This window comes from Pseudomonas veronii (assembly GCF_002028325.1).
GTDB classification, from domain to species: domain Bacteria; phylum Pseudomonadota; class Gammaproteobacteria; order Pseudomonadales; family Pseudomonadaceae; genus Aquipseudomonas; species Aquipseudomonas veronii.
In genome coordinates this window covers 6,373,226-6,399,022 of record NZ_CP018420.1, presented here as the reverse complement: position 1 = coordinate 6,399,022, position 25,797 = coordinate 6,373,226, and the positions used below count along the sequence as shown (strand labels likewise).

Below are 25,797 nucleotides of genomic sequence, written 5' to 3'. Positions count from 1 at the left end.
CCTTGCTCGGTAAGGGGCGTTCAGCCTAAGGGATCTTCGCGCCCACAAAAAAGCCCCGACAGAGCGGGGCTTTTTACCGGGTGTTTCTGCTTACTTGAACAGACCACCCAGGGCTTTCACGGCATCGTTGTTTTCTGCCTTGGCCTGCTGCTTTTGCTGCTTGGCATCGACGTTGGCCTGGGACTCGGCGAGTTTGTTACAGCCTTTGTTGACCTGCTCCAGCGCGGCTTCGAAGGCCTTCACTTTCAACGCGTCATTCTTGGCATTGGCCGCGTCGATCTTGGTTTGCAGGTCTTTGGCATGCTGCTGGCAGTCGCCGGAGTTGCCGCCACCGAGCTGGGAGCTCAGTGCGCCACTCAGTGCGCTCAGGTCGGCGGCGTTCACCGGCAGGGCAAACAGGCTGAGCAGCAGGGCGGCAGGGGCGAGCTTGGAAATATGCATGAAAACCTCAATGTCCGATTGCCTGCGCGCTGATGAGTCCCGGGCCGGCGCAGTGCAATATCCAGAATAAGGTGGAGGGCCCGAGAGGGCGCGGATTCTAGTGGGCCATTATTTAGCCTGCAAGGTTTGGATCCAAAAAATGTGAACGCCGACGCGAATCGCCCGACAATAAAAAGCCCCGCCGGGCGAACCCGGCAGGGCTTTGGGTAGCGCAAGCGATTACAGGCCGGCAGCGATACGCAGGTCGTTGGCGCGGTCGGTTTTTTCCCAGGTGAAGGTGGTGAAGGTGTCGTCGCCGACCGTCTTCTGCGCCGGGGTACGGCCGAAGTGGCCGTAGGCCGCGGTTTCCTGGTACATCGGGTGCAGCAGGTCGAGCATGGTGGTGATCGCGTAAGGGCGCAGGTCGAAGATCTCGCGCACCAGTTTGACGATCTTGTCATCGCTGATCTTGCCGGTACCGAAGGTGTTCAGCGAGATCGACGTAGGCTGGGCCACGCCGATGGCGTAGGACACCTGAATCTCGCAACGCTCGGCCAGGCCAGCGGCGACGATGTTCTTGGCCACGTAGCGACCGGCGTAGGCCGCCGAACGGTCAACCTTGGATGGGTCTTTGCCGGAGAACGCGCCACCGCCGTGACGGGCCATGCCGCCATAGCTGTCGACGATGATCTTGCGCCCGGTCAGGCCGCAGTCGCCCACCGGGCCACCGATGATGAACTTGCCGGTCGGGTTGATGTGGAACTGGGTGTCCTTGTTCAGCAGTTCAGCCGGCAGCACGTGCTTGACGATCAGCTCCATCACGCCTTCGCGCAAGTCGGCGTAGGAAACGTCCGGGTTGTGCTGGGTCGACAGCACGACAGCATCGATACCGACCACTTTGCCGCCTTCATAACGGCACGTCACTTGGGACTTGGCGTCCGGACGCAGCCACGGCAGCAGGCCGGATTTACGGGCTTCGGCCTGGCGCTGCACCAGTTGGTGCGAGAAGGTGATCGGCGCTGGCATCAGCACGTCGGTTTCGTTGCTGGCGTAGCCGAACATCAGGCCCTGGTCGCCGGCGCCCTGGTCTTCTGGCTTGGCGCGGTCGACACCCTGGTTGATGTCCGGGGACTGCTTGCCGATGATGTTCATCACGCCGCAGGTCGCGCCGTCGAAGCCGACGTTGGAGCTGTTATAGCCGATGTTGGTGATCACCTCGCGGACGATATGCTCCAGGTCGACCCAGGCCGTGGTGGTGACTTCGCCGGCGATGATCGCCACGCCCGTTTTCACCAGAGTCTCGCACGCCACACGGGCGAACTTGTCTTCAGCAATGATGGCGTCCAGCACCGCATCAGAAATCTGGTCGGCGATTTTGTCCGGATGCCCTTCAGACACGGACTCGGAGGTGAAAAGGGAGTATTCGCTCATCTCGATGTTTTCCTGATATTTACCGATGGTGAGTGTCGCCAGCCGGTCGCTGAAAATGGCGGACCTGGATCTGGAAACCATTACGTAAACCTACATAGAGGCTTTCCCCGGGAACGAGTCCCGCAGCGGTGGCCCAACGGGCCAGATCGTCCTGTTCAAAACCCAACCAGAGATCACCGCAGGCCTCCCTGGCCCAATTCTGGTTGTGGCTGCATAAATCTGTAACCAGCAGGCTACCGCCGGGTTGCAGCAAATTCGCCATCTGCTTGAGGGCGTCGGCGGGGGCGGCGAAATGGTGCAGGACCATGTTCAGCACCACGCAATCGGCCCGCAGGCTGGTGTCATTCAGGGCATCGGCCAACTGCAGGCTGACGTTGCCCAAGGCCTCGCGCTCGCACAGCTGGCGTGCCAGTTCGAGCATCGCCGGGCTGTTGTCCAGCGCCGTGACCTGTTGAAAGCGGCGCGCCAGTTCCGGCAAAAAGCCGCCATCGCCAGGCCCGACTTCCAGGGCCGTCGCTTTATGACTGAAGCTCAGCTTGTCCAACAACGCCAGTACACTTTCGCGATATTGCGGCAAGCCGGCGATCAGGTCTTGCTGGGCGCGAAACTTCTCGGCGACCCGTGAGAAAAAGTCCTGGCTGGCCGCCGCGCGCTGCCCGTGAACCTGGCCGATGCGTGATTGCACGTCGCCGGGCAGGCTCAAGTTGTCCACTTCTTCCAGCAGCGCGCTGTGCAGCTTGCCGCCGAGCAACTCGGTGTGGGGCAGGGCGCGGCGGTAAAAAATCGCATTGCCTTCGCGGCGGGTGGCCACCAGGTCGGCCTGGGCCAGGACCTTCAAGTGATGGCTCATGCCCGATTGGCCGATGGCGAAAATCTGCGCCAGTTCCAGCACGCCAAAGGAATCGTTGGCCAGCACCCGCAAGACGTTCAGGCGCAACGGATCGCCAGCGGCCTTGCATAAGGCTGCCAGTTCATCGCCATCGTCGGGACGCAGGGAGGGCACGGGTAAGTTCATAAGGCCAGCAGTCTAGTGACGGGTGGAAATCATCGCAAGGCCAATATCAAAAAGTTTTGATATTGGTCGATAAGTGGCGGTTATAAGCGAGCGCTATTCCCGTTAGACGAAGCGGCGGCAGGGTTCTGCAGGCGATTGCCGCGCAAACCACAGGAAAAACGCCCTCAAGTGACTATCTGTCATTGCCCGCAGGCGGTGGCTGAGGGAAAATGCCGGTCCTTTTTTCCGTTTCTTTTATTCAACCCTCAGGAGAACAGCGATGCCCAGCCGTCGTGAGCGTGCCAACGCCATTCGTGCCCTCAGCATGGATGCCGTGCAAAAAGCCAACAGCGGCCATCCCGGTGCCCCGATGGGCATGGCGGATATCGCCGAGGTACTCTGGCGTGACTACCTGAAACACAACCCGACCAACCCGTCTTTCGCCGACCGTGACCGCTTCGTGCTGTCCAACGGCCACGGCTCGATGCTGATCTACTCGCTGCTGCACCTGACCGGCTACGATCTGACCATCGACGATCTGAAAAACTTCCGCCAGTTGCACAGCCGTACCCCGGGTCACCCGGAATTCGGCTACACCCCAGGCGTCGAGACCACCACCGGTCCCCTGGGCCAAGGCCTGGCCAACGCCGTCGGTTTCGCCCTGGCTGAAAAAGTCCTGGGCGCGCAGTTCAACCGCCCCGGCCACCACATCGTCGACCACCACACCTACGTTTTCCTGGGTGATGGCTGCATGATGGAAGGCATTTCCCACGAAGTCGCTTCTCTGGCCGGTACCTTGGGCCTGGGCAAGCTGATTGCCTTCTACGACGACAACGGCATCTCCATCGACGGCGAAGTCGAAGGCTGGTTCACCGACGACACCCCTAAGCGTTTCGAGGCCTATAACTGGCAGGTGATCCGCAACGTCGACGGCCACGACCCGGAAGAAATCAAGACCGCCATCGACACCGCCCGCAAGAGCGAGCAGCCGACCCTGATCTGCTGCAAGACCACCATCGGTTTCGGCTCGCCGAACAAGCAAGGCAAAGAAGACTGCCACGGCGCCCCGCTGGGTGACGCGGAAATCGCCCTGACCCGTGAAGCGCTGAAGTGGAACTACGGCCCGTTCGAAATCCCGGCCGACATCTACGCCGAATGGGATGCCAAGGAACAAGGCCTGGCCACCGAAGCCGAGTGGGACCAGCGTTTCGCCGCCTACTCCGCCGAATTCCCGGAGCTTGCCAATGAGCTGGTACGCCGCCTCGCCGGTGACCTGCCTGCCGACTTCGCGGAAAAAGCCTCGGCCTACATCGCCGAAGTCGCGGCCAAGGGCGAGACCATCGCCAGCCGTAAAGCCAGCCAGAACACCTTGAACGCCTTTGGCCCGCTGCTGCCTGAGTTCCTCGGCGGTTCGGCCGACCTGGCCGGTTCCAACCTGACCCTGTGGAAAGGTTGCAAAGGTGTCTCCGCCGAAGACGCCAGCGGTAACTACATGTACTACGGCGTGCGCGAATTCGGCATGAGCGCGATCATGAACGGCGTGTCCCTGCACGGCGGTCTGGTGCCTTACGGCGCGACCTTCCTGATGTTCATGGAATACGCGCGCAACGCAGTGCGTATGGCCGCGCTGATGAAGAAACGCGTGATCCACGTGTACACCCACGACTCCATCGGCCTGGGCGAAGACGGCCCGACCCACCAGCCGGTCGAGCAATTGACCAGCCTGCGCACCACGCCGAACCTGGATTGCTGGCGCCCAGCCGACGCGGTCGAATCCGCCGTGGCCTGGAAACACGCGATCGAGCGCAAGGACGGCCCTTCGGCGCTGATCTTCTCCCGTCAGAACCTGCAACATCAGGTTCGCACTGACGCGCAGATCGCTGACATCAGCCGTGGTGGCTACGTGCTCAAGGACTGCATCGGCGAGCCGGAGCTGATCCTGATCTCTACCGGTTCCGAAGTCGGCCTGACCGTTCAGGCCTACGACAAGCTGACTGCCCAGGGCCGCAACGTGCGCGTGGTGTCCATGCCTTGCACCAGCGTGTTCGAAGCCCAGGACGCCGACTACAAGCAATCGGTGTTGCCGCTGCAGGTCAGCGCGCGTATCGCCATCGAAGCGGCTCACGCCGACTACTGGTACAAGTACGTGGGCCTGGAAGGCCGCGTGATCGGCATGACCACCTACGGTGAGTCGGCGCCGGCACCAGCCTTGTTCGAAGAGTTCGGTTTCACCCTGGAAAACATCCTGGGTCAGGCTGAAGAGCTGCTGGAAGACTAAAAGCGCGAACGCGGTGGCCAACTGGCTGCTGCACACAGATGTGCGGTGGCGACTGCCCATCGCACCCACTGTAGGAGCGAGCTTGCTCGCGAAGAACGAGAGAGCGCCGCGTCAAACCAGAGACGCTGCGTTATCGTTGACGATCTTCGCGAGCAAGCTCGCTCCTACATTGGTTAGATGGTTTGTGTCGCCCACACTGCGAGAACCCCATGCCCCAACCGCGTCCTTACAAAGTTGCACTCAACGGCTACGGCCGTATTGGTCGTTGCGTCTTGCGTGCTCTGTTCGAGCGAGGGGCGGCGGCCGGGTTTGAGATTGTCGCAATCAACGATTTGGCCGACATGGCCAGCATCGAATACCTGACACGCTTTGACTCCACCCACGGCCGGTTCCCCGGCGAAGTGCGGGTGGAAGGCGATTGTCTGCATATCAAGGGCGACTGCGTGAAAGTGCTGCGCAGTGCCACCCCCGAGGGCATCGACTGGGCGGCGCTGGGCGTCGACCTGGTGTTGGAATGCTCCGGTGCCTATAACACCCGTGCCGACGGCCAGCGTTTTCTCGATGCCGGCGCGCCGCGTGTGCTGTTTTCCCAGCCGATGGCCAGCGAGGCGGATGTCGACGCCACCATCGTCTACGGCATCAACCAGGATTGCCTGACCGGCGCTGAGCGGCTGGTGTCCAACGCTTCCTGCACCACCAACTGCAGCGTGCCGTTGTTGCGCCTGCTGGACCAGGCGATCGGCGTGGACTACGTGTCGATCACCACCATCCACTCGGCGATGAACGACCAGCCGGTGATCGACGCGTATCACCATGAAGACCTGCGCCGCACGCGTTCGGCGTTTCAGTCGGTGATTCCGGTGTCCACCGGTCTGGCGCGTGGCATCGAACGGCTGTTGCCGGAACTTGCCGGGCGAATTCAGGCCAAAGCCGTGCGGGTGCCGACGGTGAACGTTTCATGCCTGGACATCACCATGCAAACCGTCAGCGACACCGATGCGGTGGAGGTCAACCGGATTCTGCGCGACGCCGCCACCAGCGGCCCGCTCAAAGGTTTGCTGGCCTACACTGAGTTGCCCCACGCCAGTTGTGATTTCAACCATGACCCGCATTCGGCGATTGTCGATGCCAGCCAGACCCGCGTTTCCGGCCCGAGGCTGGTGAATATCCTGGCCTGGTTCGACAACGAATGGGGGTTTGCCAACCGAATGCTGGACGTCGCAGAACACTATCTGCAAACAGCCTCTCCAAAACTTTAGCCTCAGGAATTGCCACCCATGACCGTGTTGAAGATGACCGACCTCGATCTGCAAGGTAAACGCGTACTGATTCGCGAAGACCTCAACGTCCCAGTCAAGGACGGTGTTGTCACCAGCGATGCGCGAATCCTGGCCTCGCTGCCGACCATCAAGCTGGCCCTGGAAAAAGGTGCGGCCGTGATGGTCTGCTCCCACCTGGGTCGTCCGACCGAAGGTGAGTTCTCGGCCGAAAACAGCCTCAAGCCTGTGGCCGATTACCTGAGCAAGGCCCTGGGCCGCGACGTGCCGCTGGTGGCTGACTACCTCGGCGGCGTCGACGTGAAAGCCGGCGACGTCGTGCTGTTCGAAAACGTGCGCTTCAACAAGGGCGAGAAAAAGAACAGTGACGAACTGGCCCAGCAATACGCCGCCCTGTGCGACGTGTTCGTGATGGACGCCTTCGGCACCGCCCACCGTGCTGAAGGTTCGACCCACGGCGTGGCCAAGTTCGCCAAGGTCGCTGCCGCCGGCCCGTTGCTGGCTGCCGAGCTGGACGCACTGGGCAAGGCCCTGAAGGCGCCGGCCCAACCTATGGCGGCCATCGTGGCCGGTTCCAAAGTCTCCACCAAGCTGGACGTACTCAACAGCCTGAGCCAGGTCTGCAACCAGCTGATCGTCGGCGGCGGCATTGCCAACACCTTCCTGGCCGCAGCCGGTCACCCGGTGGGCAAGTCGCTGTACGAGCCGGACCTGCTGGACACCGCTCGCGCCATCGCGGCCAAGGTCAGCGTGCCGCTGCCGGTGGACGTGGTCGTGGCCAAGGAATTTGCCGAAAGCGCTGAAGCCACCGTCAAACTCATCGATGACGTGGCCGCTGACGACATGATCCTGGACATCGGCCCGCAAACCGCAGCCAACTTCGCGCAATTGCTGAAAGCCTCCCGGACCATCCTGTGGAACGGCCCGGTCGGTGTGTTCGAGTTTGACCAGTTCGGCAACGGCACCAAAGTGCTGGCCAAGGCCATTGCCGAAAGCTCGGCATTCTCCATCGCCGGCGGCGGCGACACCCTGGCGGCCATCGATAAATATGGCGTTGCCGACCAGATCTCCTACATTTCCACCGGTGGCGGCGCGTTCCTCGAATTCGTCGAAGGCAAAGTCCTGCCGGCGGTTGAAGTCCTGGAAAGCCGAGCCAAAGGCTGAGGCAGATCAGGAAAAGGAGCATTCCCATGATCAAGTCGTTGGCACTGGTGATCGCAGCGGGCCTGTTGGCCGGCTGCGGCAGCACGCCGAGCGCGGCGCCGGCACCTGGAAAGGCGCTGCCGGCGCAGAAAAAAAGCTGCTACCAAGCCGATTGGCAAGCCGAGACCATGCCGGTGATCAACAAGCGCATGGGCAACGAACGGCTGGAGAAATACGACTCTGCGCCCAACGGTCAGGAACAGGGTTGCCCTTGAAGGGTCTGATCAACTAACCGACTGCAACGCAGGCCCAAGGCCTGCGTGCGAGGATTGGCAATGAAAGGCGTTTTCGCCCTGGTAGCACTGGCGTTATTGGCCGGTTGCAGCAGCATGAACATGTTCAACAAGGCAGAGCCTGCCGACAAATGGACGACCTGGACCTGCGACAGCAAGGCCGAGGTCAACTGGCGCTTTGCCAACCCGGCCCGCACCGAAGTGGATGTCCGCCTCGGCGGCTCGACCCAGGTTTACCGCCTCAAGCAGGACGTGGCTGCATCGGGTGTGCTCTACAGCAACGATCAGTTGGCGTTTCACACAAAAGGTGAGGAAGGCCTGGTTTACTGGGTGGCCACCGACGATTTGATCGGACGTGGCTGCAAGGCCCAGTAAACAGAACACGGTCTCAACATTAATGAGACCCCAATGTGGGAGGGGCGGTGCGACGATTCGACTTGCCTCCGATAGCGTTGGGTCAGCCACCCGCGATGTCGACAGGTAAATCGCCATCGCGGGCAAGCCCCCTCCCACATTGATCCGGTTCCAAAGTGATACAGGCGGTGAACCGGATAGTGAAAAAACGATTCAGCAGGCCAGGTATGCAAAGCCTGACCGGCAATAACTTGAATAGCAGCCGCCGCTACGGCAGGCTTGCACGATTAACGACCCTCGACCGGGAGAGACAACACAATGGCACTTATCAGCATGCGTCAAATGCTGGACCACGCAGCCGAGTTCGGCTACGGCGTCCCAGCCTTTAACGTCAACAACCTTGAGCAGATGCGCGCCATCATGGAAGCCGCTGACAAGACTGACTCCCCAGTGATCGTCCAGGCCTCGGCCGGTGCGCGTAAATACGCCGGCGCCCCGTTCCTGCGTCACCTGATCCTCGCCGCGATCGAAGAATTCCCGCACATCCCGGTGTGCATGCACCAGGACCACGGCACCAGCCCGGACGTGTGCCAGCGTTCCATCCAACTGGGCTTCAGCTCGGTGATGATGGACGGCTCCCTCGGCGAAGACGGCAAGACCCCGACCGACTACGAGTACAACGTGCGCGTCACCCAACAAACCGTGGCCATGGCTCACGCCTGCGGCGTCTCGGTTGAAGGCGAGCTGGGCTGCCTGGGTTCCCTGGAAACCGGTATGGCTGGCGAAGAAGACGGCATCGGCGCCGAAGGCGTGCTGGATCACAGCCAGATGCTGACCGACCCGGAAGAAGCCGCCGACTTCGTCAAGAAGACCCAGGTCGACGCCCTGGCCATCGCCATCGGCACCAGCCACGGCGCCTACAAGTTCACCAAGCCGCCTACCGGCGACGTGCTGGCCATCGACCGCATCAAGGAAATCCACAAGCGCATCCCCAACACCCACCTGGTGATGCACGGTTCTTCCTCGGTGCCGCAAGAGTGGCTGGCGATCATCAACCAGTACGGCGGCGACATCAAAGAAACCTACGGCGTACCGGTTGAAGAAATCGTCGAAGGCATCAAGTACGGCGTGCGCAAGGTCAACATCGACACCGACCTGCGCCTGGCATCCACCGGCGCGATGCGTCGCCTGATGGCCACCAACCCGAGCGAATTCGACCCACGTAAATTCTTCGGCGCCACCGTGACCGCGATGCGCGATGTGTGTATCGCACGTTATGAAGCGTTTGGTACTGCGGGCAATGCTTCGAAGATCAAGCCGATCTCCCTGGAAGCGATGTACCAGCGTTACCTGAAAGGTGAGTTGAACGCTAAGGTGAACTGAGCCTCAAGCGTTTAAAAAGAAGCCCGCAGCGATGCGGGCTTTTTTGCGGCTGGAATTTGATCAGCTTGCAGGCGCGTAGGACCAGCACCGAGTCCTAAGGCTACACAGGGGAGCGGTGTTTACCAGGGCGTGCTCATTGTGCTGATCAGACAATGCCTGCTCGTAATGAGGCCAATCCGTTCACTCGTGATCAATATCCAACTTCGCAAACGTCACCTTCGCCCCTTCCTTGCTATCCCCGCTGTTGTCCTGCACATACGCCCCCGCCTTGAAATACAGCGGCTTGCTGCCCCAGGCCGCGCCAATGCGCTCGTTCCACTGCCCGTCGGCGGCTTCCACACTCAGCAACCCGGCTTTGTTGAGGTTGATCACGTAGGTAAAACTCTTCTCCAGCGGCACATTGGAGGCGACGATGATCACCCGGCTTTCGTCGTCGTCCGGGCGCATGCGGACCTTGGCGACGATGTTGCCGGTCTGGGTTTTTTCCTTGAACTGGTATTCCACCTTGATCAAGGGTTTCTGGCTGTCGTAGGCGTGGATCTGGCCGATGACGATTTTCCCGGAGGAGGGCACCTGGTTGACGGCCAGCGTGGCGCGCAGATAATTGTCGGCTTCGGGGTAGGTCCAGTTGCGCAGGCGCCCGTCGGCGTAGGTTTCGCGCAGTTCGCTGCGGGGGTAAATGGCGTTCTCGGTACGTGTGCCGGTGACGGGTGTCCAGAATTGCACGTTGCTGCCTTCGGCCTGGAAATATTGGTCATTGAAGCCGCTCATCAGCTTCGGGGTGTCGATGGTCGCGGGAGGCGAGCCGACCGGAATGCTCAGGTTCCAGGTGGAAAGATCAATCATGGCGTAGGCCTTTTTACAGATAGGTATAGGCTTTGGCCCTTGGGCCAGACAGCATCTTTATAGGCGGTAGTCCGCCGCTTGTTAATGAATGCCTGGCAAATTATTGACGCCAAGGGAATGTCAAAAAGCCATGTTCCCCATGAACCGTGGGCTGCAGGGGTTGACCGTTAGTCGGCTTAGCAGTCTTTGGTGCGATGATGGCCCCCGCTTCACTTCTGATTTTTGGGAACCAAGGCTAGAGTGAGACCTCAGTGCTTGCCCGGGTTTTCTGTCAGAACTGACCGGTGCGGCACCTTAAGGAAGAGACGTAGCATGGAATGCGCTCCACACCAAGGCGATGGCGGTTCGGTTCTTCTGGTGGTCGATGACTACCCGGAAAATCTGATTAGCATGCGCGCCCTTTTGCAAGGTGATGACTGGCAGGTGGTGACCGCCGGTTCCGGCCTGGAGGCTCTGGAACTGTTGCTCCAGCACGAGGTAGACCTGGTGCTGCTCGACGTGATGATGCCCGGCATGGACGGTTTTGAAGTCGCCCGCCTGATGCGCGGCAGCCAGCGCACGCGCATGACGCCGATCATCTTTCTCAGCGCGAATGCGCAATCGCCGGCCGCGGTGCTGGAAGGTTATGCCAGCGGCGCCATCGATTACCTGTTTAAACCCTTCGACCCGCATATCCTCAAACCCAAGGTCCAGGCGTTGCTGGAGCAGCAGCGCACCCGTCGGGCGTTGCAGCGCCTGAGCCATGACCTGGAATCCGCCCGCGCCTTCAATGCCTCGGTGCTGGACAACGCCGCCGAAGGCATCCTTGTGGTGAGTGATGCGGGCGTGATCGAGTACGCCAACCCGGCGATTTCGCGCCTGCTCAATGCCACGCACGATGAGCTCAAGGGCAGGGATTTTTTGAGTTTCCTGCAAAAACCCCATGTGCCTGCCTGGCTGGAATCGCAGATGTACGCCGGTTTCCGTCAAGGCCAAACCTGGCGTTTGCATGATGCGATCTTGCGTACCGGCCGCGGTCAGCAGGTGCCGGTGGCGCTCTCTTGTGCGCCGTTGCCCGCCGAGCAGAAGGCCATGGTGGTGACCGTGTTGGACATGTCCGAGGTCTGCCACCTGCATCAGCAACTGGAGTTCCAGGCGGTGACCGACCCGCTGACCGGGTTGTTGAACCGCCGTGGCTTTTACCAGGCCGTGGAAAACTCCCTGCTGCGCAGCGATCGCACCGAGCAGTCGCTGGTCTTGTTGTACCTGGACCTCGACGGCTTCAAACGGGTCAACGACTCGCTGGGGCATGACGCGGGTGATCGGGTGCTGCGCTGGGTTTCGGAACAGTTGCAGAGCTGCCTGCGTTCCTACGACATTCTCGGACGCATGGGCGGGGATGAATTCACGGCGTTGTTGGAGCTGGAGTTCCCCGAACAGGCGGCGAAGATTGCGGAAAAACTGATCGAGCGGGTGTCTGTTTGCCAACAAGTGGATGGCTTGGAGGTGATGCTCGGGGTCAGCATCGGCATCGCGACTTTTCCGGATTGCGGCTCGGACTTGGGCGGCCTGTTGCGTGCGGCTGACATCGCCATGTATGAGGCCAAGCGTGCGGGGCGTCAGCAATATCGCTATTACGATCAGGAAATGAACGGTCGCGCCCGCTCGCGGCTGATGCTTGAGGACAGCGTGCGCAATGCCATCCAGAACAAGGATTTCACCCTGGTGTACCAGCCCCAGGTGTCTCTGGAGGACGGCCATCTGCGCGGCGTCGAGGCGTTGTTGCGCTGGCAGCACCCGAGTGTCGGCGATGTACCGCCGGGGCTGTTTTTGCCGCTGCTGGAAGAGGCGCGGCTGATCAGCCAGTTGAGTGCCTGGATCTACCACCAGGTCGCCGCTCAGCGTCAGGTGTGGCAAGCCATGTTCGAGGATGAACTGGTGTTGAGCGTGAGCCTGAGCAGCAGCCAGTTCAACATGCCCAACCTGGCGAGCCAACTGCAGCAGGTACTCGACCGACATGGGTTGCAGGGGCGCCAGTTGGAGGTGGAAATCGGCGAGGACAGCCTGATGCATAACCTCGAAGCGTCCGCCAAGCAGTTCAAGTTACTGCGCGCGGTGGGGGTACGCATCGCCCTGGATGACTTCGGTTCCGGCCACTGTTCCCTGGCCCATCTGCGCGACCTGCCATTCGACACGCTCAAGCTGGACCGCCAATTGGTCGCGGGCCTGCCGGGCTCGGCGCGGGATGCGGCGATGGCGCGCAGCATTATCGAGTTGTGCGGGCATTTCGGCGTGCTGGTAGTCGCCGAGGGCGTAGAGACGCTGGAGCAAGCCCAGTGGCTCAAGGCCAATGGTTGCCCGTTTGTCCAGGGGCCATGGGCGGCCCCACCGTTGATGGCCGGGGCGGTGGTCGACTGGTTGCGCGCCCGTTCCTGCTGAATTCGCTACACTGGCGCCCATTCGAACCCTGTTGCAGACCTCAATGACCGCGCTGAAATACCTCCAGGCCTATCCCGCTGCCCTTCAGGAGCAAGTGCGCCAACTGATCGCCAAGGACCAGTTGGGCGCCTACCTGGAGCAGCGTTACCCCGAACGTCACGCCGTGCAGAGCGACAAGGCCCTGTATGCCTACGCGCTGGCCTTGAAGCAGGAACACCTGCGCAACGCGCCGGCTATCGACAAAGTGCTGTTCGATAACCGCCTCGATCTGACCCACCGTGCCCTCGGCCTGCACACCACGATTTCGCGGGTGCAGGGCGGCAATCTGAAGTCCAAGAAAGAAATCCGGATCGCCGCGCTGTTCAAGGAGGCCGCCCCGGAATTTCTGCGCATGATCGTGGTACACGAACTGGCGCACTTCAAGGAATCGGACCACAACAAAGCGTTCTACAAACTCTGTGAGTACATGATGCCGGGCTACCATCAGGTGGAATTCGACCTGCGCGTGTACCTCACGTATCGCGACCTGCAGGGCAAACCCTGACTTTCCAAGGCGGTTGACCATGGATGTGAGCAAGACCAAGAGCAGCTTCTACCGCCGCCTGTACGTGGCGTATCTGATCGACAGCCAGCAGGCCAGCAGCGTGCCGGCGCTGACCGAGGTGACGGGCATGCCCCGGCGCACCGCGCAGGACACGATTGCGGCATTGGCGGATCTGGATATCGTCTGCGAGTTCGAGCAGGAAGACGGTGCGCGCAATCATGCGGGGTGCTATCGGATTCGCGACTGGGGCGCGATCGATCGGCGGTGGATCGAGGCGAATCTGGCGTCGATCAAACAGGTCTTGGGTTATCCCTGAGGCTTGGCGGTCGCTGGGCTGACGCGATGGGGCCATCAGGCGCGCCGCATGCCGATGTGCGGAATGTCGTCCTCAAGGTATTCCTCACCCGCCACCAAAAAACCATACCGCGCGTAATACCCCTGCAAATGCGCCTGGGCTGAGAGAAAGATCGGCGTCTCTGGCCAGATATCGTCAATCTGCTTGAGCGTTTCTTCCATCAGCAGATGCCCCAGCCCGGTGCCGCGTGCCATCGGTGCCACGATCACCCGGCCGATCACCACATCCCCGGCCTGGGTCTCCGGGTCCAGCAGGCGCAGGTAGGCCACCAGGTCATCGCCTTTCCAGGCCATCAGATGGTGGGTATCGCCTTGCAGGTCCTGCCCGTCGATATCCTGGTAGACGCACTTTTGCTCGACAACGAAGACCTCGCTGCGCAGGCGCAGAATGGCGTACAGCTGCTCCTTGCCCAGGTCGTTGTGATGTTTGCAGACCCATTCGACTGTCATGGTGTGATTCTCTTGGAAGTGTCTGTCCCGGATAGTAAGCGCGGCGGGCACTTCTGTCTAAATCGGTTGTTTGGAACAGTGACGTCAATCTGCCATCATTGTATGCATTCAGCGGCGGGTTCTTTGTGTAATCTGAGCTACTGTTACATCCTCAGGTACCGCCTGAGCCAGGGCCACCGCCTGCCTGCCAAGGACTTTAAGCATGCCGCGATTTTCTCGTGCCGTTGCTTTGATTGGAATGTTGTTGCTGGCCCAGCCGGCGTTCGCACAGCGTCTGCGCCTGGTGGCGGATGCCTGGCCACCCTTTACCGATGCCACCTTGATCAATGGCGGGCTGGCTACCGATATTGTCAGCACAGCCTTGGCCCGCGCCGGTTATGCCAGTGATTTCGAGCAGGTGCCCTGGGCTCGGGCGTTGATGGGGGTCGGCGATGGGCGCTACGACGTGGTGGTCAACGCCTGGTATGACGAGGCCCGCACGCGCCTGGGGCAGTTTTCTGCTGAATACCTGATCAACCGCCTGGTTTTTATCAAGCGTCGCGACGATCCCATCGAGTTCCAGAACCTTGAGCAACTGCACAACTATCCCATCGCCGTGGTGCGGGGGTATGCGTATTCTGCGGCGTTCGACCAGGACACGCAGTTACAGAAAGTCCCGGTACACAACTTCGCCATGGCGGTGCGGATGCTCGTTGCGCGCCGGGTACGCCTGACGGTGGAGGACGAATTCGTTGCCCGTTATTACCTGGCGCAGGAGTCGGCGCGGGTGCGCAATGCGGTGGAGTTTTTGCCGCAGCCGTTGAGTGAAAACAGCCTGCATATTCTGGTCAGCCTGAAGCACCCCGAGCATGAGCAGATCGTTGCCGGTTTTGACCGCGAGATTGCCAAGATGAAGGCCGATGGCAGTTATGCGCGGTTGATGAAGCAGCACGGCATGTAGTGGCCTACGCCGCGCTGGTGTCTTTGATCAGGTGGGCCGCCAGGGTACGCAACGGCCCCAACTGCCGGCAAATCAACGCCAGTTGCGTCTGCACCAGACGTTGCCCCTCATCGATCTCTTCCGGCATCTGTTCCAGCTCCGCAGCCAAGGCTTCCTCGGCATCGCTCTGAATCGAGATCGGCTGTTTATTGGCCAGCCCCGTGGCGATTTCGTCGATGCTCGCCGCCAGGGTTTTCCCCGCGCCGTCGATCAAGTGCTCGCGCACGTCGGCCGGCAGTTGGGTTTCGCGGTGCGCGCCGAGCCCCGACAGGTAGCTGAGCAAGGTGTGGGACAGCACCAGGAAGCGGAAGCCCACGTCGGCCTCCTTACGGAACTGCCCCGGCTCCATCAGCATATTCGCCAGGGTAGTGGACAGCGCCGCGTCGGCGTTGTGCGCGTTGCGTCGGGCCAGGCGGTAAGCCAGGTCGTCGCTTTTGCCGGCGGCGTATTGCTGCATGATTTGGCGCAGGTAGATGCTGTTGCAGGTCAGGGTATTGGCCAGCACTTTGTTCAGGCGCCGGCCTTGCCAGTCCGGCAGGAACAGGAACACGGTCAGGCCGGCAATCACGCTGCCGATCAAGGTGTCGAACAGGCGTGGCAGGAACAGCCCGTAACCATCGCCCACCTGGTTGAAGCAGAACAGCACCATCAGGGTGATCGCCGCGGTGGCCAGGGTGTAGCGGGTGGTGCGGTTGATAAAGAACACCAGGCCCGCCGCGATGGCGAACATCGACTGCACCAGGGCACTGGGGAACAGGTCGAACAGCGCCCAGGCCACGGTGAGCCCGATGGCCGTGCCGATGATCCGCTGGCCGAGCTTGCGCCGGGTGGCGCCGTAGTTGGGCTGGCAGACGAACAGGGTGGTGAGGATGATCCAGTAGCCCTGGGAAGCGTGGATCGCATGCAGGGTGCCGTAGCCGATGGTCAACGCCAGGGCCAGGCGCAAGGCGTGGCGGAACAGCAGCGAAGTCGGCGTGAGCTGGGTGCGCAGGCGCGTCCACATTTCCTTGAGGTTGCGTGGGGCACGGTCAAGCAGGTTGCTGTCGCTGGCGTCGGCCAGGGCGTCCGGGTTGCTCGCGTCGCCCAGCAGGCGGTCGAGGGTCGACAGGTTGGCCGCCAGCGCACGCAAGGAACGCAGCAGGCCGCGCCAGGCCGGGTTGCTCTGGATGCGCAGGTGTTCCATGGAGGCGTTCAGGTCGCCCAAGGCTTCGGCGAAGCTGGCGTCATAGATGAACGGCTGGCGCAGTTGGATCGATTCGGCCAGGGCCTCGCAGGCCTTGCCTTGCTGGCGCAGCAGGCGCTGGCAGCGGAACAGCACATCGCTGTGGAAGAAGGCCTCGGCCAGGGCGTTGTAGGGATAGTGCGACGAGCTGGCGCGTTCGTGGATGTCCTGGGCCAGGAAATACAGCTTGAGGTAACGACTGACCTTGGAGCCCGGCCGGCCATTGCCGACGCGGTGCAGGATGATTTCCTTCGCCGCATTCAGCGCAGCCACCACCCGGCCGTTTTGCTGGGCCAGCTCCAGGCGGCGCGCCTCCACGTTCAACTGGCGGATCGGCTCGAACAGCGACGATTTGAGCTTGAGGTAATGCCCCAACTCGCGAAACAACCGCGCCAGGCTCTGCTGCACCGGCTGGTTGGAAAACAGCACCTGCCACAGCACCGACAGCGCACCGTACCAGGCGGCGCCAGCCACCAGCAGCAGCGGTTCGTGCCAGAAATCCGTGACGGCACCGCCGCGCTGGTCCACGCCGATCATGGTGTAGACCGACAGGATCAAGGTGGCCGACGCGATCGCGCCATAACGCTCACCGAGGGCGCCGAGCATGGTCAGGCCGAAACTCGCCAGGGCCAGGGCGACCGCGAAGGCCCAGGGGTAGGGGAACAACAGCTCCACCGACAGCGCGGCAATGCTGAAACACACCAGCGTCACCGCCAGGGCGTTGAGGCGGCCTTGCCAACTGTCGTCGGTCTCGGCCAGGGCACTGGCGATAATCCCCAGGAACAGCGGGATCAGCAGTGTCATTTCATCCTGATACCAGCACAGCGTCATGCTGCCGGTGAGGGCGATGAATACCCGAACGCTGTAACTGAATTTATCCAGTGCCCATAGGCGCCGCATGGACTGCTTGAACGAGGTCGATGACATGAAGGCTGGAGTCTTCCGGGACGATGCCGCTAAATTGAGCTATCAAGGACGCTGCGGCAAGGGTGGTGATCACATCACTGCACAAAATTTCTCCCGGGCACACTGAAAATCAAAATGTGGGAGGGGGCTTGCCCCACCTCCCACATTTTTACCGCGTTGTGTCAGACGTATTGCGCGGCGGCGTAGCCCGACGCCCAGGCCCACTGAAAGTTGAAGCCGCCGAGGTGGCCGGTCACATCCAGCACTTCACCGATGAAGTACAAGCCCGGGCTTTTGAGCGATTCCATGGTCTTGGACGACACCTCCCGCGTATCCACGCCGCCCAGCGTCACTTCGGCGGTGCGATAACCTTCGGTGCCTGCCGGTACCAATTGCCAGTTCGCCAGTTTTTGCGCGATGTCGGCCAGTTCGGCGTGGGTGTACTGCTTCATCGGCTTGGACACGAACCAGGTTTCTGCCAGCAGGTTGGCCATCTTCTTGGTGAAGATTTCACCCAGCAGGGTTTTCAGCTCGCTGTTGGGGCGCTCGGCTTGTTGCTGTTGCAGCCAGGCGTGGGCGTCGTGGTCGGGCAGCAGGTTGATCTCGACCGTGTCGCCGGACTCCCAATAGGAGGAAATCTGCAGAATCGCCGGCCCGCTCAGGCCGCGATGGGTAAACAGGAGGTTCTCGCGAAAGCTCTGGCCGTTGCAGCTGACCAGGCAATCGACCGACGTGCCGGATAACTCGCCGCACAGCTCCTTGAGCTGGTCGGTGATGGTGAACGGCACCAGCCCGGCGCGGGTCGGCAGCAGTTCGTGGCCGAATTGCCTGGCCACCTGGTAACCGAAGCCGGTCGCGCCGAGGGTCGGGATCGACAGGCCGCCGGTGGCGATCACCAGGGATTCGCAGCGCAACTCGCCCAGGGTGGTCTGCAACTGGTAGCCGCTGTCGAGCTTGGTGATGGTTTCGATCGAGGTGTCCAGGTGCAGACTCACGCCGGTCTGGATGCACTCGTCGAGCAGCATGCCGAGGATGTCGCTGGATTTGTTATCGCAGAACAACTGGCCGAGCTTCTTCTCGTGGTACGGCACGCCGTGCTTGGCCACCAGGCCGATGAAGTCCCATTGGGTGTAGCGGGCCAGGGCGGACTTGCAGAAGTGCGCGTTGTGCGAGAGGAAGTTCGCCGGTTCGGTGTACATATTGGTGAAGTTGCAGCGACCGCCGCCGGACATCAGGATCTTCTTGCCGGCCTTGTTCGCGTGGTCGATCAGCATCACCTTGCGCCCACGTCCGGCGGCGGTCAGAGCACACATCAAGCCTGCGGCGCCGGCGCCAATGATCACAACTTCGGTCGAGCGCACAACGGTGTCCTCATACATGTTCTGATTTGAAATACAGTCAAATGTGGGAGGGGGCTTGCCCCCGATGGCGGTATGTCAGTCACCTGATGAGTTGACTGGTCCACCGCCATCGGGGGCAAGCCCCCTCCCACAGGGGATCTCTATTGTTCGAAAGATCGTTTACAGGATCCGCACGCGCAACGAACGGCCCTTGATCTTGCCGTCGTTCAGGCGCTGCAGCGCCTGCTTGGCGACGCTGCGTTCCACGGCCACAAACGCCTGGAAATCGAAGATCGCGATCTTGCCGACCTGGGCCCCCGGAATGCCGGCTTCACCGGTCAGTGCGCCGAGGATATCGCCCGGACGGACCTTGTCTTTACGGCCGGCGGCGATGCACAGGGTGCTCATCTGCGGCAGCAGCGGGCCACCGCTCTGTGGCTTGAGGTTGTCCAGTTGGTCCCAGTTCAGCGGCGACTTCTGCAGTTGCTCGATGGCCTGGGCGCGGTGCGCTTCGGACGGCGCCACCAGGCTGATGGCGATCCCGGTCTCACCGGCACGGCCGGTGCGGCCGACGCGGTGGATGTGGATTTCCGAGTCGCGGGCCAGTTCGACGTTGATCACCATGTCCAGCGAATCGATGTCCAGGCCGCGGGCAGCGACGTCGGTGGCGACCAGTACCGAGGTGCTGCGGTTGGCGAACATCGCCAGCACCTGGTCGCGGTCACGCTGTTCCAGGTCGCCATGCAGGCCGACGGCGGAGATGCCTTTGGAGGTCAGGTGGTCGACGGTTTCCTGCACTTGCTGCTTGGTGAAGCAGAACGCCACGCACGAGGCCGGGCGGAAATGCGCGAGGACTTTGGTGACGGCCTCCATGCGTTCTTCCGGCGAGATCTCGTAGAAACGCTGCTCGATCTGGTCGTCGGAGTGGAACGCTTCGGCCTTCACTTGCTGCGGCGCGCGCATGAATTTCGAGGCCAACTGCTTGATGCTCACCGGGTAGGTGGCCGAGAACAGCAGAGTCTGGCGGCGGGCCGGGGTCTTGCTGATGATGTCTTCGATGGCGTCGTAGAAACCCATGTCGAGCATGCGGTCGGCTTCGTCGAGGATCAGCGTGTTCAAGCCGTCGAGCACCAGCGAACCCTTGCGCAGGTGTTGCTGGATGCGGCCCGGGGTGCCGACGATGACGTGGGCGCCATGTTCCAGGGAGGCGATCTGCGGGCCGAGGGACACGCCGCCGCACAGGGTCAGCACCTTGATGTTGTCTTCGGCGCGGGCCAGGCGACGGATTTCCTTGGCCACCTGGTCGGCCAGCTCGCGGGTCGGGCACATCACCAGGGCCTGGCAGCCGAAGTAGCGCGGGTTGATCGGGTTCAGCAGGCCGATGCCGAACGCAGCCGTCTTGCCGCTGCCGGTCTTGGCCTGGGCAATCAGGTCCAGCCCCTTGAGGATCACCGGCAAGCTCTGCGCCTGGATCTGCGTCATCTCGGCATAACCCAGCGAGTCGAGGTTAGCCAGCATGGCGGCGGAGAGCGGCAACGTATTAAAAGCGGTGGCGATGGTGGTCACGGGACTGGCTCTGCAAAAACAAAATGTCGCGCAGTGTAGCAGTCCCGTGGGATTTTCCCTGCAAGTTCTCGACGAGACGTCTGCTAGTGTTCGATGTCGTGTTCGCGGCTGCCGATGCGTTTGCCGTCTTTTGGCGACAGTTGCAGGAAGATCGCCGCCGCCAGCATTGCCATGATGCCCACGGTGAGGAAGGTCAGCTGGAAGGCGCCGAGTACCGTGCTCACGCCGTCATTGCCCGATTCGGCGGTGAACCCGCCGAGCAGCGCACCGGCGCAAGCCACGCCGAGGCTCAGGGACAGTTGTGCCACCACCGACAGCAAGCTGTTGCCGCTGCTGGCCTGGGCATCGTCGAGGTCGATCAGGGTAACGGTGTTCATCGCGGTGAACTGCAAGGAGTTGATCGCCCCGAGTATCGCCAGCATGCCCAGCAGCAGCGGGTAGGGCGTCTGTTCGCTGACCAGGCCCATGCTCGCCAGCATCAGGCCCAAGGCCAGGGTGTTACCGGTCAGCACCACGCGGTAGCCCAGGCGTTCGATCAACGGCCGTGCAACCGACTTGGCTAGCATCGCCGCCGCCGCCAGGGGCAGCATGCTCATCCCGGCCTGGGACGGTGAATAGCCCAAGGCCACCTGCAACAGCAACGGCACCAGAAACGGCAAGGCGCCGCTGCCCAGGCGTGCGAACAGGTTGCCCAGGATACCCACCGCAAAGGTACGGGTCTTGAACAGCGCCGGCGCAAACAGCGGGTTATCGATATGCCCGGCGCGCAGCCAATAGGCCGCCAGGCAGGCCAGCCCGCCGAACAGCAGCAACATCACCCGCAGGTGCGGCAGGTGCAATTCGCCCAGGCCTTCCATGGCGATGGTGATCAACACCATCGCCGCGCCGAACAGCAGGAAGCCGATGCCGTCGAACCGCGTGCGCTCGCTGCCGCGCAGGTCGGGGATCAGTTTCCACACGGCGTAGCAGCCGATCATGCCCACCGGCAGGTTGATCAGGAAGATCCAGTGCCAGGTCAGGTATTGCACCATCCAGCCGCCCATGGTCGGGCCGAGCAACGGACCGAGCAGGCCTGGGATGGTGATGAAGCCCATGATCCGCACCAGCTCGGAGCGCGGATAAGCGCGCAGCACCACCAGCCGGCCGACCGGCAGCATCAGCGCCCCGCCCAGGCCCTGGACCACCCGCGCGCCGACGAGCATGGTCAAGCTGCTGGACAGCGCGCACAGCAGCGAGCCGATGCTGAACAGCATGATCGCGCCAAAGAAGATTTTCTTGGTGCCGAAGCGGTCGGCGATCCAGCCCGACGCCGGGATCAGCAAGGCGACGGTGAGCATGTAGGCGATCACCACCCCTTGCATGCGCAGCGGGTTTTCCGCGAGGTCCCGGGCCATCGCCGGCAGTGCCGTGTTGAGAATCGTCCCATCCAGCGATTGCATGAAGAAGGCAATCGCGACCACCCAGGGGAGCCAGCGGGCGGTCTTGGCATCGAGAGGGGCGCGATTTGGCATGGGATCCCTTTTGTTAGGAGGCTATGTGTCGGCGATTATGCGCCATTCGTCGCTCCTTTTCCCACTGAAGGTTCGTCTACATCCGACAACATCGCGTGCTCGCCCACCAGGAAGTCCAGCAGCGCGCGATGTACCGCCCGCGCCGCTTCGCGGGACTCCAGGTCGAGCAGATGCCCGGTATGTTCGGCGACGGCAAAGCTGCTGCGGCCTACGTAGTGCTGGAACAGTCGGGCCTCGGCGGCCGGGGTGTATTCGTCCAGCGTGCCGTTGAGGAAATGCACCGGTGTTTCGATCCGGCTGAGCTGTGGCAGGTAGTTGCCATCGCCCAGCGCCAGCACCTGGTGGATATGAAAGCGCGCCTGGCGGTATTCGGTGGTGGCCATGTTCGACAGGTGCCGATGGTTATTGCGCTTGAGTCGCGGCGACAGGTATTTGCCCACGGTGTCGTTGAGCAAGTGGCCGACGGCGGATTTGTCGTCGGCTTCGATCAGCACGCGCACCCGCTCCACATAGTCGAGCATCGCCTGGTTGAGGTTCGGCGCCAGCGCCATCACCACCGAGCTTTCGATGGAGGGCGGGTTGTGTGCCAGGGTCAGCAGCGTGGAGATGCCGCCCCATGAGGCCGACACCAGGTGGTTGACCTGGAAGCGCTCCACCAGCGCCCGCAGGATTTGCACTTCGTCGTCCTTGGTCACCAGGTCCAGGTCGGTGTTGTGCTCGCGTGAATAGCCGGAGAACGGTAAATCGAACAGCAGCACATTGAAATGCTCGGCCAGGCATTTACTGGTGCGGGCGAAGGAGCGCGTGGTGGATAGCGCGCCATTGACCATCAGCACGGTTTTCTTTTGCGGATGGTGACCTAGTTGCTCAACATGAACGTTGTAGTGCTTGAACAGCTTTTCTATGACAAAACTTCCATGGTTCATGTCAATGCTCCAGCTTGCCTTTTCCCGGGCGAGGTCATGCATCACGTGCGGGCACGTGGGTTAGGTGGCGGGGTGCCACTAACCGTTATAACGGGGTTTTTTACAGGCGACAACCGGCCTTGGGCGGGCGGTGAGAGAGGTCTGATTTAGCTGTAGGACATGTCGAAACAAGACGTCTGAAATCAACACAAAACAATGTGGGAGGGGGCCCCTCCCACAAGCAGACTACTGTCGGTCAGAGGGTCAGGGTCAGGCGCTTGACCAATGCCCCCGGCAACAGATTGGACGCGGTGTTGCGCTGGCTGTAGGTACTGGCCGACAGCAACAGTTCGCGCTCTGCGGTCAGCGCTTCGAGTTGTGAGCCGAGCAGGCTGTAGACGCTGTCATCGAAGCGCATGGTGCTGACCGGCGCCTTGATCTCGCCGTCTTCCACCCAGAACGTGGCGAACCGCGTCATGCCGGTCAGGCGCGCTGCCGGCAGGTCGGAGTAGTTCAGGTACCACAGGTTGCTGATGTACAGCCCGGTGCCCAATTGCTTGAGGATATCGGCCTGGGCCAGGCTGCCCGCCGCCATCTGCAACGCGCTGGGGGACTCGTCGCTGCTGGCGCCGTTGGTGCTGAGGCCGTATTCGGCGGCGCTGCGCGAATTGACCAGTTGGCCGGCGCCCTGGCCGGCGTTGATCAGCGTGACGTCACTGCACGGGTAGCCTTCGCTGGAGAACGCCGGGCTCAGCGAGCCGCTGATGTGCTCATCCACCGTCACCAGCGTGCTCAACGCCTGCTCGCCGGCATACAGCCGCTGTAGCGAGCTGCTTTTGCTGGCGATGGCCTGGGCGGAAAAACCGCCCCAGGTGATGATGCTGATGATTTCTTCCAGGGCTGCCGGCGCCAGGTAGGCGCGGTACTCGCCGGGCGCCAGCTTGTGCAGTGGCCGTCCGAGGAATTCCAGCTGTTCGCGAGCCTGCTGGAAGCGGCGGGCGAACTCGGCGCTGTTCCATTCATTGCCGGCGTAACTGGCTTTGACCGCTTCGCCGTTGGCGTGGAACAGGCTGAAGTCGAAGTTGAAACTATTGGCCTGATGCCAGCCGAACGCGCCGTCCGAACTGGCGAAGCCACGGCTGATCGGGCCAGCGGCGTAGAAACCGACCAGATCGACGCCGTGTGCCGCCTGGCTGATGTCTCCCAGCACCTGGCCCAGCTCGGGCAGCGGCCGGGCCTGTTCGTTTTGGCTCTGCCACGCGTTGTGGTTCAGCAACAGGTACGGATCGTGCGGCAGCAACGGCAAGGTTTCGCGCAGCTGTTGCAGGCCAGCGGCGAGGCGCTGGCGGTCCAGCGCCGGCTCGCCGCCGAGGGTGATGCCGAGGTCGGCGTGGCGGCCATCGTTGATCAGTTTGAGGGTCAGGCTGGCCTGTTGCACCTGCCCGGCCTGACGCACCTTGGCGTGGTTGAAACGCACGAATTCGGAAGATTCCGCGGCGTAGCCCAGGTGAAATTGTTCTTTGTCGGTGAGGGCCTGCTTGAGCCACTCCACCAATGCCTTGAAGTTGTTCATCAGGCGTCTCCCCCAAATACGTCGACATGGCTGAATACACAGGCGGGCGAGGCATGGCCGACGCGGATCACCTGGTTGGGCTCGCCTTTGCCGCAGTTCGGCGTGCCCAACACCTGGAAGGTGCTGGCGTCGCCCACGGCGCTGAGGTTGCGCCAGAACTGCGCGGAAATGGCGCGGTAGTTGGGGTTTTTCACCACGCCTTTGAGTTCGCCGTTTTCGATCAACTGGCCCCATTCGCAACCGAATTGGAATTTATTGCGCGCGTCGTCAATGGACCACGAACGGTTGGTCGACATCAGGATGCCGTGTTCGATGCCGCCGATCAGTTGCGCCAGGTTCTGGTCGCCGGCCTCGATGTTCAGGTTGGCCATGCGGTCGATCGGCGGGCGGTTCCAACTGCTGGCGCGGCTGTTGGCGACGCCGCTCATACCTGCGCGAAATTGCGACAACGCCCCGCCCAGCGGCTTGAGCAGCAGCCCCTCGCGGATCAGGAATTGCTTGCTGGCCGGGGTGCCGTCGTCGTCGTGGCCGTAGCTGGCCAGTTGTTCGGGGATGTCCGGGTCGAAGGTCACGTTGAGCAGTTTGGAGCCGTATTGCAGGTGGCCGAAGTCGCTGGCCTTCACAAAACTGGTGCCGGCGTAATTGCGCTCGTCACCGAGGATGCGGTCGAGTTCCAGCGGATGGCCGATCGATTCGTGGATCTGCAGGATCATCTGGTCGGGCATCAACAGCAGGTCGCGCGGGCCCTGCGGCGTGTTCGGCGCCAGCAGCAGTTGCAGGGCTTCGTCGGCGATGCGCGGCGCGGCGCCGACCAGGCCGAAGCGCTCGATCACATCAAACCCGCCTTGCTGGCCGAAGTTACTGCCGCCGAGGGTGCGCGACTGGCTGTCGTTGCCGTCGTAGGCCGTGACGTTGACGCCAGGGAACACAAAACGCTGGGCCTGGCGCAGTTCCGCGCCGGCGCTGTTGAGGTAGATCTGTTCGACGTGGCTCAGGCCGAGGCTGACTTCCCAGTTCACCAGGCGCTCGTCCCGGGGCACGGCCGCGGATTCAGCGCCGAGCAATTGGTAGCAGTCGCTCAAGGAGGGGAAGGCTTGCTCAAGGTGGGGCGACAGGTAATCGGCGACGTCGCTGGACACGTGTTGCTCGCGCAGGTCGAGCAGGGCGTGGGGTTTTATCAAGCGTGCTTGCTGTTCGGCACGCTCGAGCGCGGCTTGCAGGCCGGGCAGGGAAATATCGTGGGTCGCGGCGTAGGTTTCGACACCGTTGACGCGCACGGTGAGCATGGCGCCTTCATCGTGGTTCAGGTGCGGCGGTGCGGCGACGTTCTTGCGCACCGACAGGTAGTGGCCGGATTCGCGCACGTAACGCAGGGAGAAAAACTCGGCGGTGGTGCGCAGGGCACTGAAATGCTTTTTGAGTGTGGCGTGGTGTTCGAACATGGGGCCTTCCTTGTGGGCGGCTCAGCGCGGGCAGACGAACAGAGTAGGCCTGGGCTGGGGAGCGGATCAAGGAGAGTGTAGGCGTAAGGTTTGCGGTGTTGGGTCGGGCCCTATCGGGGGCAAGCCCCCTCCCACATTTTGAATGTATTCACAAATCGAAGTGTGGGA

General features: G+C 62.0%; 22 protein-coding genes. 10 read left to right on the top strand and 12 right to left on the bottom strand.

Going from position 1 to position 25,797, the window contains the following annotated elements:
- Positions 1–90: 90 nt before the first annotated feature.
- The 3 genes from PverR02_RS29405 to PverR02_RS29395 form a co-directional block, all read right to left on the bottom strand.
- The gene (locus PverR02_RS29405; RefSeq protein ID WP_046487951.1) at positions 91–441 is read right to left on the bottom strand and encodes a DUF1090 family protein; all 351 of its coding nucleotides are present in this window, start codon (positions 439–441) and stop codon (positions 91–93) included.
- A 219-nt stretch (positions 442–660) separates the two neighbouring features.
- On the bottom strand, positions 661–1,851 hold the full coding sequence (gene metK / locus PverR02_RS29400; protein WP_017844958.1) for a methionine adenosyltransferase: 1,191 nt from the start codon (positions 1,849–1,851) through the stop codon (positions 661–663).
- Positions 1,852–1,870: 19 nt separating this feature from the next.
- Positions 1,871–2,866 (bottom strand): ArsR/SmtB family transcription factor, encoded by a 996-nt coding sequence (locus PverR02_RS29395; protein ID WP_026139787.1) that lies wholly within the window; start codon positions 2,864–2,866, stop codon positions 1,871–1,873.
- Between the two features lie 259 nt (positions 2,867–3,125).
- Between PverR02_RS29395 and tkt the strand changes: the two genes are divergently transcribed.
- From tkt to fba, 6 genes are all read left to right on the top strand, one after another.
- Positions 3,126–5,123, top strand: a complete 1,998-nt coding sequence (gene tkt, locus PverR02_RS29390) for a transketolase (protein ID WP_017844956.1) — start codon at positions 3,126–3,128, stop codon at positions 5,121–5,123.
- 209 nt (positions 5,124–5,332) lie between these two features.
- The gene (epd, locus tag PverR02_RS29385) at positions 5,333–6,382 is read left to right on the top strand and encodes an erythrose-4-phosphate dehydrogenase (RefSeq protein WP_017844955.1); all 1,050 of its coding nucleotides are present in this window, start codon (positions 5,333–5,335) and stop codon (positions 6,380–6,382) included.
- An 18-nt stretch (positions 6,383–6,400) separates the two neighbouring features.
- On the top strand, positions 6,401–7,564 hold the full coding sequence (locus PverR02_RS29380) for a phosphoglycerate kinase (RefSeq protein ID WP_017844954.1): 1,164 nt from the start codon (positions 6,401–6,403) through the stop codon (positions 7,562–7,564).
- A 26-nt stretch (positions 7,565–7,590) separates the two neighbouring features.
- Positions 7,591–7,818 carry a hypothetical protein gene (locus PverR02_RS29375; protein ID WP_017844953.1) on the top strand — a complete coding sequence of 76 codons (228 nt, stop codon included), beginning with the start codon at positions 7,591–7,593 and terminating at the stop codon, positions 7,816–7,818.
- Between the two features lie 60 nt (positions 7,819–7,878).
- The gene (locus PverR02_RS29370) at positions 7,879–8,211 is read left to right on the top strand and encodes an MliC family protein (protein ID WP_046381786.1); all 333 of its coding nucleotides are present in this window, start codon (positions 7,879–7,881) and stop codon (positions 8,209–8,211) included.
- A gap of 297 nt (positions 8,212–8,508) precedes the next feature.
- Positions 8,509–9,573, top strand: a complete 1,065-nt coding sequence (fba, locus tag PverR02_RS29365) for a class II fructose-bisphosphate aldolase (protein WP_003177554.1) — start codon at positions 8,509–8,511, stop codon at positions 9,571–9,573.
- A gap of 180 nt (positions 9,574–9,753) precedes the next feature.
- Here fba and PverR02_RS29360 read toward each other — a convergent pair whose 3' ends face one another.
- Positions 9,754–10,419, bottom strand: a complete 666-nt coding sequence (locus PverR02_RS29360) for a polysaccharide lyase family 7 protein (RefSeq protein WP_046381787.1) — start codon at positions 10,417–10,419, stop codon at positions 9,754–9,756.
- Between the two features lie 312 nt (positions 10,420–10,731).
- Between PverR02_RS29360 and PverR02_RS29355 the strand changes: the two genes are divergently transcribed.
- From PverR02_RS29355 to PverR02_RS29345, 3 genes are read left to right on the top strand one after another with little or no spacing between them, the layout of a single operon-like run.
- Positions 10,732–12,837: a putative bifunctional diguanylate cyclase/phosphodiesterase gene (locus tag PverR02_RS29355; protein ID WP_079444855.1), complete on the top strand. Its 2,106-nt coding sequence runs from the start codon at positions 10,732–10,734 to the stop codon at positions 12,835–12,837.
- 43 nt (positions 12,838–12,880) lie between these two features.
- Positions 12,881–13,381: a M48 metallopeptidase family protein gene (locus PverR02_RS29350; protein ID WP_010207148.1), complete on the top strand. Its 501-nt coding sequence runs from the start codon at positions 12,881–12,883 to the stop codon at positions 13,379–13,381.
- 19 nt (positions 13,382–13,400) lie between these two features.
- Entirely contained in the window at positions 13,401–13,697 is a 297-nt protein-coding gene (locus tag PverR02_RS29345) for a winged helix-turn-helix domain-containing protein (protein ID WP_017844949.1), read from the top strand.
- A 35-nt stretch (positions 13,698–13,732) separates the two neighbouring features.
- On the opposite strand, the gene PverR02_RS29340 is transcribed toward PverR02_RS29345, so the two are convergent.
- Positions 13,733–14,185: a GNAT family N-acetyltransferase gene (locus PverR02_RS29340; RefSeq protein WP_017844948.1), complete on the bottom strand. Its 453-nt coding sequence runs from the start codon at positions 14,183–14,185 to the stop codon at positions 13,733–13,735.
- Between the two features lie 202 nt (positions 14,186–14,387).
- On the opposite strand from PverR02_RS29340, the gene PverR02_RS29335 reads away from it, so the two are divergent.
- A complete protein-coding gene (locus PverR02_RS29335) occupies positions 14,388–15,125 on the top strand; it encodes a substrate-binding periplasmic protein (protein WP_079444854.1) in 738 nt (245 codons plus the stop codon).
- 4 nt (positions 15,126–15,129) lie between these two features.
- On the opposite strand, the gene yccS is transcribed toward PverR02_RS29335, so the two are convergent.
- The 7 genes from yccS to PverR02_RS29300 form a co-directional block, all read right to left on the bottom strand.
- The gene (yccS, locus tag PverR02_RS29330; RefSeq protein ID WP_079444853.1) at positions 15,130–17,313 is read right to left on the bottom strand and encodes a YccS family putative transporter; all 2,184 of its coding nucleotides are present in this window, start codon (positions 17,311–17,313) and stop codon (positions 15,130–15,132) included.
- 161 nt (positions 17,314–17,474) lie between these two features.
- Positions 17,475–18,653, bottom strand: a complete 1,179-nt coding sequence (locus PverR02_RS29325) for a BaiN/RdsA family NAD(P)/FAD-dependent oxidoreductase (RefSeq protein WP_079444852.1) — start codon at positions 18,651–18,653, stop codon at positions 17,475–17,477.
- A 159-nt stretch (positions 18,654–18,812) separates the two neighbouring features.
- Positions 18,813–20,150 carry an ATP-dependent RNA helicase DbpA gene (dbpA, locus tag PverR02_RS29320; RefSeq protein ID WP_231590016.1) on the bottom strand — a complete coding sequence of 446 codons (1,338 nt, stop codon included), beginning with the start codon at positions 20,148–20,150 and terminating at the stop codon, positions 18,813–18,815.
- Positions 20,151–20,281: 131 nt separating this feature from the next.
- Positions 20,282–21,709, bottom strand: a complete 1,428-nt coding sequence (gene mdtD, locus PverR02_RS29315; protein ID WP_017844943.1) for a multidrug transporter subunit MdtD — start codon at positions 21,707–21,709, stop codon at positions 20,282–20,284.
- Between the two features lie 35 nt (positions 21,710–21,744).
- On the bottom strand, positions 21,745–22,635 hold the full coding sequence (locus tag PverR02_RS29310; RefSeq protein ID WP_017844942.1) for an alpha/beta fold hydrolase: 891 nt from the start codon (positions 22,633–22,635) through the stop codon (positions 21,745–21,747).
- 235 nt (positions 22,636–22,870) lie between these two features.
- The gene (locus PverR02_RS29305) at positions 22,871–24,187 is read right to left on the bottom strand and encodes a TldD/PmbA family protein (protein WP_079444851.1); all 1,317 of its coding nucleotides are present in this window, start codon (positions 24,185–24,187) and stop codon (positions 22,871–22,873) included.
- Positions 24,187–25,629 carry a TldD/PmbA family protein gene (locus PverR02_RS29300; RefSeq protein ID WP_079444850.1) on the bottom strand — a complete coding sequence of 481 codons (1,443 nt, stop codon included), beginning with the start codon at positions 25,627–25,629 and terminating at the stop codon, positions 24,187–24,189. The genes PverR02_RS29305 and PverR02_RS29300 overlap by 1 nt, the downstream gene beginning before the upstream one ends.
- Positions 25,630–25,797: the final 168 nt, after the last annotated feature.

Bases quoted from the DNA above. Each gene is read 5' to 3' on its own strand.
- PverR02_RS29335 (WP_079444854.1), top strand. From the start codon at position 14,388: ATGCCGCGATTTTCTCGTGCCGTTGCTTTGATTGGAATGTTGTTGCTG.
- dbpA (WP_231590016.1), bottom strand. From the start codon at position 20,150: ATGCTGGCTAACCTCGACTCGCTGGGTTATGCCGAGATGACGCAGATC.
- PverR02_RS29405 (WP_046487951.1), bottom strand. From the start codon at position 441: ATGCATATTTCCAAGCTCGCCCCTGCCGCCCTGCTGCTCAGCCTGTTT.
- epd (WP_017844955.1), top strand. From the start codon at position 5,333: ATGCCCCAACCGCGTCCTTACAAAGTTGCACTCAACGGCTACGGCCGT.
- PverR02_RS29375 (WP_017844953.1), top strand. From the start codon at position 7,591: ATGATCAAGTCGTTGGCACTGGTGATCGCAGCGGGCCTGTTGGCCGGC.
- PverR02_RS29340 (WP_017844948.1), bottom strand. From the start codon at position 14,185: ATGACAGTCGAATGGGTCTGCAAACATCACAACGACCTGGGCAAGGAG.
- yccS (WP_079444853.1), bottom strand. From the start codon at position 17,313: ATGTCATCGACCTCGTTCAAGCAGTCCATGCGGCGCCTATGGGCACTG.
- PverR02_RS29305 (WP_079444851.1), bottom strand. From the start codon at position 24,187: ATGAACAACTTCAAGGCATTGGTGGAGTGGCTCAAGCAGGCCCTCACC.
- PverR02_RS29395 (WP_026139787.1), bottom strand. From the start codon at position 2,866: ATGAACTTACCCGTGCCCTCCCTGCGTCCCGACGATGGCGATGAACTG.
- PverR02_RS29360 (WP_046381787.1), bottom strand. From the start codon at position 10,419: ATGATTGATCTTTCCACCTGGAACCTGAGCATTCCGGTCGGCTCGCCT.
- PverR02_RS29310 (WP_017844942.1), bottom strand. From the start codon at position 22,635: ATGAACCATGGAAGTTTTGTCATAGAAAAGCTGTTCAAGCACTACAAC.
- metK (WP_017844958.1), bottom strand. From the start codon at position 1,851: ATGAGCGAATACTCCCTTTTCACCTCCGAGTCCGTGTCTGAAGGGCAT.
- PverR02_RS29380 (WP_017844954.1), top strand. From the start codon at position 6,401: ATGACCGTGTTGAAGATGACCGACCTCGATCTGCAAGGTAAACGCGTA.
- PverR02_RS29355 (WP_079444855.1), top strand. From the start codon at position 10,732: ATGGAATGCGCTCCACACCAAGGCGATGGCGGTTCGGTTCTTCTGGTG.
- tkt (WP_017844956.1), top strand. From the start codon at position 3,126: ATGCCCAGCCGTCGTGAGCGTGCCAACGCCATTCGTGCCCTCAGCATG.
- PverR02_RS29300 (WP_079444850.1), bottom strand. From the start codon at position 25,629: ATGTTCGAACACCACGCCACACTCAAAAAGCATTTCAGTGCCCTGCGC.
- PverR02_RS29370 (WP_046381786.1), top strand. From the start codon at position 7,879: ATGAAAGGCGTTTTCGCCCTGGTAGCACTGGCGTTATTGGCCGGTTGC.
- fba (WP_003177554.1), top strand. From the start codon at position 8,509: ATGGCACTTATCAGCATGCGTCAAATGCTGGACCACGCAGCCGAGTTC.
- PverR02_RS29350 (WP_010207148.1), top strand. From the start codon at position 12,881: ATGACCGCGCTGAAATACCTCCAGGCCTATCCCGCTGCCCTTCAGGAG.
- PverR02_RS29345 (WP_017844949.1), top strand. From the start codon at position 13,401: ATGGATGTGAGCAAGACCAAGAGCAGCTTCTACCGCCGCCTGTACGTG.
- mdtD (WP_017844943.1), bottom strand. From the start codon at position 21,709: ATGCCAAATCGCGCCCCTCTCGATGCCAAGACCGCCCGCTGGCTCCCC.